Below are 4,967 nucleotides of genomic sequence, written 5' to 3'. Positions count from 1 at the left end.
CGGCGTTATCCAGCATGGCATCGGCCAGGAGACGCTTGAGTTCGGCATTCTCCGCCTCAAGATCCTTCAGGCGGCGCAGCTCGGACACCGTCATGCCGCCATACTTGGCCTTCCACTTATACAGCGTAGCATCCGACATGCCGTGCTTGCGGCACAGCTCCGAGACCTTCGCCCCGGCCGCATACTCCTGCAGAATCCCCACGATCTGTTCTTCGGTGAAACGTGATTTGCGCATCGTCTGTTCTCCTTGTCGTTTTGAACGTTACGAGAACAAACTCTACTTTTGAATGGCCCGGTTTTTGGGGGGCAGGTCACGACGGACAGCGTCTCTGAGGATCTGATGGCCGCACAATTCACACCAAGGGCACGTTGGCGGCATGGAAGAAGGAGGTCGCGGCCCCCTGCGTCGGGAATCCGCTGATGATGCTGGCGGTTTCCCATGCCTTTACAGGGCCGCTGCTGTCCATCCTCGGGCAGACCGGAAGTGGTTTCCATCTGCGCGGAGTGTCCTCGCGCGGCAAGTCGACGATCCAGTATGTCGCCACCTCTGTCTGGGGCGCGCGCGCACTGCTGCAGAGCTGGAACGGCACGCCGAGCGGCTTTGAAGGAGTCGCCACCGCGTTCAACGATACCTTCTTGAACATCGAGGAGCTGCACAAGGCCGATCCCAGGATGGTGGGCGACATTGTCTACATGCTGGCCAACGGCCAGGGCAGGCTCAGGGCAAAGTCGAATGGGTCGCCGCAGACACCGCAGCGGTGGCGCGTGCCCGTGCTGTCGAGCGGCGAGGTCTCACTCGAAGAGCACATGGCCAGCGTCGGTCGCAAGATATATGCAGGTCAGGACCTGCGCCTGATCAATCTCGAAGCGGACTCTCGTGCGGAAGGCGCATTCGATGTGCTGCACGGATCGGAAAACAGCAAGGTCTTTGCAGAGCGTGTCGATCACGCATGCCTTGAGAATTGCGGGCACGCCGGTCCGATCTTCGTGGAAAAGCTGATGAGGGCCACGGACAAGGTGGGGAACTGGCGGACAAATATTGATATCTTCTGCCGCTCCGTCGGGAAGAAGGCAGATGTGTCGCCCGGTGATGGCCAGGTTCATCGTGTCCTGAAGCGTTTCGCGCTGGCGGCACTTGCCGGTGAACTGGCCACGCAGGCGGGACTGACCGGCTGGCCGAAAGGCGCGGCTCGGGATGTTGCCCAGGAGATGTTTCTGACCTGGTTTGAGCACCGGGACGGCACCACCAACAAGGAGATCGAGAGCGCGGTGCAGCGCACGAAGGACTATACCTCTAAGCACCTCGATCGTTTCCAGACGATCGGCACCACCGGCCATGATCCGGTCGATGGCTGGCGGGATCAGGAGTGGTTCTACATCCGGCCCGAATGCTGGAAGGCCATGCACGGTGAGAACAACCCGAGCGAAATGGCCCGCCTGCATTCCGAGGGTGGCTTCTTGAAAACCCAGAGCGGCGGCGGGTTTCAGGTCAGGATGGGACGCAACAGCCCGGGGCGTCCGAGGGTATACGCCATTCGCGCGACCGCACTCGTGGCAGCGAACGAGGCCTGACCAACACAGCTACGGCAAGCGAGTGGCGATTTACCTCTCTCCCACGCCGGACCTGTTGGACCGGACGGACCACTTGGACCAGGAAAACGTTTTATTTTCAACGCGGTCCAAGTGGTCCAACCGAGAATCGGAACCTGAAAGCTACGAATTGGCGATCACCCTGATGCACGAGAGCGCCACTGCCCGCCCGCTGGTCACAATGTCCAACAAGAATGGGAAATGTAGAACATCACGAGTTCTCTCCTCCTGCCGCACGTCCCCATGCACGCATTTCTATAATGAAAACGTGCAGCGAGTGCTGCGTCACATATGAGAGAATGACAATGTCCAAGAAACCGCATGCCGACACCGGATTGGCAAAATACGTGGAGCGCCGCGTGCTGGAGCTTCGGCCGAAGAAATCCCAGCTTCAGATCGCCAACGAGGCCGGCTATCCGAATCCGAACATGATCACGATGATCAAGAACGGCACCAGCAAGCTGGCTCTGGACCGCGTGCCCTCGATGGCCAAGGCGCTGGAGAGCGACCCGGCCTATTTGATGCGCTTGGCCCTGGAGCAGGCAGTGGGCGACCTGGCGGCTCGGGCCATCATCGAGATCTTCGGAACGCCGATCACCGCGAACGAGCTGGGCTGGATTGAGGCGATCCGCACGGCCACCGACAACACCGATCCGCGGATCACCAGTCGGTCGCAGGCGGCGATCAATGCGATCTTCGGCCGGTGAAGGAGATGCTGCAGATGAAAGATCTCACCGAGAACGAGCGCGCCTGGTTGGTGTTCTTCCGGATGATCAGCCTGGACCGCAACCCTGCACCCACCCTCCGGCGTGTGCAGCTTCTGCGCCGCATCTGTGAGCCCAAGAGAGCATAGAACAGGAGGAACGAGAACCTCGGCAAGGAATGGCTGCAATGCCATCCCTCGCCGGATCCCGAGGGGGTTGCCGAAGGTCGACAAAGGTTTACCCAAGCAAAAAAGTTGGAAACCTTCTTGGGGGCAGAAGTCCCCAAGAATGGCCTCTTTCTCCGGCTAAAGGTTGACAAAGGTTTACCTGAAGTTGACAGAAATCGCCCGAAAAACGGTTTTTCGCGGTGAATTGTCAACCCGTCCCATCGGGTAGCGCCATAAAAACAAGGCCTTTCCGGCGCTCTCGCAGTTCTGTGCCGCCTCGATCTCTCGGAGAAATCTCCCAGAAAGGCGTCTGACGGTCCAGGCTGGCGTGGTTATGGCGCGTCTCGCAGCTATGGATGACGATCTGTGGCTGTTCAGGAAGGTGGCGTTCCGCCTCGTCCAGAGGAGTGCTCGCAGGCGCGCGGAGGCCATTTGTGCGTCCCATGGGTGGTCCGCAACCCTCCGATCCGTAGAACCGCCCAACTGTTGCGCGCTGTCACCAGAACAGATGCCGTCGGTGATGTCGTGCGCCAGTTTGCGGATTTGCGCCACGGTCTTGATGCTTCCTTGGTTTCTCTATCGAAGGCCAGTCGGTCCTGGATGAGAGAGGTGTCCGGTCATGAGGATGAACAGTCTATCGGGCCACAAACTTGTGCGGAGGCATGACCTGCTCAAACAGGAAAATGCGGAGGTGCTCCGATCGCATCCGAACTATGGCTTGTTTTGATCCCCGCCGAGGAATGGCGCGACATCCCGACGGGAGCCGTCGCATTTGACCATGGGAAGAAAGAAGTCCTAGGAAATTTGCACGGGTGCGATGGGGATGGGTTCTGGCGCCGGCAACTCCGGGTGCACGAATGCTCCTATAACAAGGTTCGCGTGCAACGCCGAAAATGCATTGCGAAACAGCGACGGGGCGTGGTCTTCGCCACGCGATCCCGTCGCCGTCAAGACCGATTACAAACAGAGCCGTCAGCCTCAGTCTGCTGTGCGCGTGTCCTTCAAGCCGCGTCGATTGCGGCTTTCAGCATGTCGCGCACCTGTCCAGCCACGTCCGACAACTCGTTATTGTCGATCGCAGTCATCGAGGCGACCGGGTTGATCGCGCTCACCTCGGTGCCGCCTTCGATCTCGCGCAGGATCACGTTGCAGGGTAGCATCGCGCCGACGCGCGGTTCCAGGCCGATGGCTTCATAAGCCATCTCCGGGTTGCAGGCCCCCAGAATGCGATACGGGGCTATGTCGGCGTCGATCTTCTTCTTCATCGTGGCCTGCACGTCGATCTCGGTCAGAACACCGAATCCGGCTTCGGCCAAGGCCTCGCGCACACGCATTTCAGCGTCATCGATCCTCGTGTCTGCAAGCGTGCGATCATACGTATAACTCATACATTTCTCCTGTTTTGGCACCTATGGGTGGTCGGTTTGGATGCGAAAATAGCGCGCCCTTGATCAATTGTCTTTCATCATGCCGCCACCGTCTTTCATTGGCATATTGCCGCGCCGCTCCATCATCCGCTCACGCATCTGCTGCATGCGTTCGATACGGTTCGCCGGCGCCGTCATTTCATCGTCTGTTACCTGTCCGTCTCCATCGGCATCGAGATGCTGAAATCGGTCCACCATCACCTCGCGAATCATCGCGGTGTGGAGCGTTTCGAACTCTGCAATCGACAATGTGCCGTCTCCGTCCACGTCGTATTCGGACAGCTTGGCCGAGAGCCCGCTCCGGACTTCCGCGGCGGTCACCTCACCATCGCCGTCCTGATCGAGCTGGGCCATCATGCCACCGCCCATGCGACTCATCATGCTTTCCTGCAACGGTCCCATCATGCCGGAGCCCATCATTTGCCCATGCATTTGCATCATGCCGCTGCCCATCTGATCCATCATGCCGCCCGGCATCATGCCTTTGCCCTGCATGGCCATACCTAGCCCGCTGCAACCGTCGGCGACCTGGCCGCGATCGCCGTGGCCGTGGGCGAGAGCCGCACCAGAGGTCGCGAGGCCGAGGAGCATGGCAAATGTTACTATTCCGGTCATTCTGAAGGTCATTTTCTTCTCTCCTGAGTTGAAGCTACCAGATCATCTGTTCACTCAAGCGCGGCGCGCAAGAACCGCCAACCAAGATCATGTAACGCGATGTCACAAGGCAGGAATGAACCGCCCCGGGTTTACCGGAGAGTTTCTGGTTCAATGATTAGGCTACTTTTTCGACGGCATTCAAGCTTGCATAGAAGGCCTCCTCTGCTTCTTGCGGCGTGACGTAGCCAATGGCGCTGTGCAGGCGGGTGTTGTTATACCAGTCGACCCATTTCAGGGTTTCCCATTCGACCTGACCAACGGACTTCCAGGGGCCAAGGAACTTGATGACCTCGGTCTTGAACAGGCCGATGATGCTTTCGGCGAGGGCGTTGTCGTAGGAATCCCCGACGCTGCCGACTGATGTGTCGATGCCGGCCTCGGCGAGCCGCTCGGTGTATCGGATCGACAAGTATTGGCTGCCT

General features: G+C 59.2%; 7 protein-coding genes. 3 read left to right on the top strand and 4 right to left on the bottom strand.

Features of this window, described 5'->3' with window-relative positions:
- Positions 1–235: transposase (locus tag BMW66_RS19690; protein ID WP_139196332.1), on the bottom strand; the 235-nt coding region annotated here is incomplete at its 3' end.
- A 116-nt stretch (positions 236–351) separates the two neighbouring features.
- Here BMW66_RS19690 and BMW66_RS19685 point away from each other — a divergent pair.
- From BMW66_RS19685 to BMW66_RS20785, 3 genes are all read left to right on the top strand, one after another.
- On the top strand, positions 352–1,572 hold the full coding sequence (locus BMW66_RS19685) for a DUF927 domain-containing protein (RefSeq protein ID WP_093120863.1): 1,221 nt from the start codon (positions 352–354) through the stop codon (positions 1,570–1,572).
- Positions 1,573–1,895: 323 nt separating this feature from the next.
- Complete coding sequence (locus BMW66_RS19680; RefSeq protein ID WP_093120862.1) at positions 1,896–2,297, top strand: helix-turn-helix domain-containing protein; 402 nt, start codon at positions 1,896–1,898, stop codon at positions 2,295–2,297.
- Positions 2,298–2,311: 14 nt separating this feature from the next.
- Positions 2,312–2,443 carry a hypothetical protein gene (locus BMW66_RS20785; RefSeq protein WP_281242670.1) on the top strand — a complete coding sequence of 44 codons (132 nt, stop codon included), beginning with the start codon at positions 2,312–2,314 and terminating at the stop codon, positions 2,441–2,443.
- Between the two features lie 1,019 nt (positions 2,444–3,462).
- Here BMW66_RS20785 and BMW66_RS19675 read toward each other — a convergent pair.
- The 3 genes from BMW66_RS19675 to BMW66_RS19665 all read right to left on the bottom strand — a co-directional run.
- The gene (locus BMW66_RS19675) at positions 3,463–3,849 is read right to left on the bottom strand and encodes a DUF302 domain-containing protein (RefSeq protein WP_093120860.1); all 387 of its coding nucleotides are present in this window, start codon (positions 3,847–3,849) and stop codon (positions 3,463–3,465) included.
- 63 nt (positions 3,850–3,912) lie between these two features.
- Positions 3,913–4,515 carry an EF-hand domain-containing protein gene (locus BMW66_RS19670; protein WP_093120859.1) on the bottom strand — a complete coding sequence of 201 codons (603 nt, stop codon included), beginning with the start codon at positions 4,513–4,515 and terminating at the stop codon, positions 3,913–3,915.
- A gap of 145 nt (positions 4,516–4,660) precedes the next feature.
- Positions 4,661–4,967 (bottom strand): integrase core domain-containing protein (locus tag BMW66_RS19665; RefSeq protein ID WP_139196330.1); only part of this gene is annotated, 307 nt, incomplete at its 5' end.

This window comes from Salinihabitans flavidus (genome assembly GCF_900110425.1).
In the GTDB taxonomy this organism is placed as follows: Bacteria; Pseudomonadota; Alphaproteobacteria; order Rhodobacterales; family Rhodobacteraceae; genus Salinihabitans; species Salinihabitans flavidus.
Note: the sequence above shows the minus strand (reverse complement) of the source record. Positions and strands in the feature narration are given on the sequence as shown.

Coding starts and splice junctions, on each gene's coding strand:
- BMW66_RS19670 (WP_093120859.1), bottom strand. CDS start 4,515: ATGACCTTCAGAATGACCGGAATAGTAACATTTGCCATGCTCCTCGGC.
- BMW66_RS20785 (WP_281242670.1), top strand. CDS start 2,312: ATGAAAGATCTCACCGAGAACGAGCGCGCCTGGTTGGTGTTCTTCCGG.
- BMW66_RS19675 (WP_093120860.1), bottom strand. CDS start 3,849: ATGAGTTATACGTATGATCGCACGCTTGCAGACACGAGGATCGATGAC.
- BMW66_RS19680 (WP_093120862.1), top strand. CDS start 1,896: ATGTCCAAGAAACCGCATGCCGACACCGGATTGGCAAAATACGTGGAG.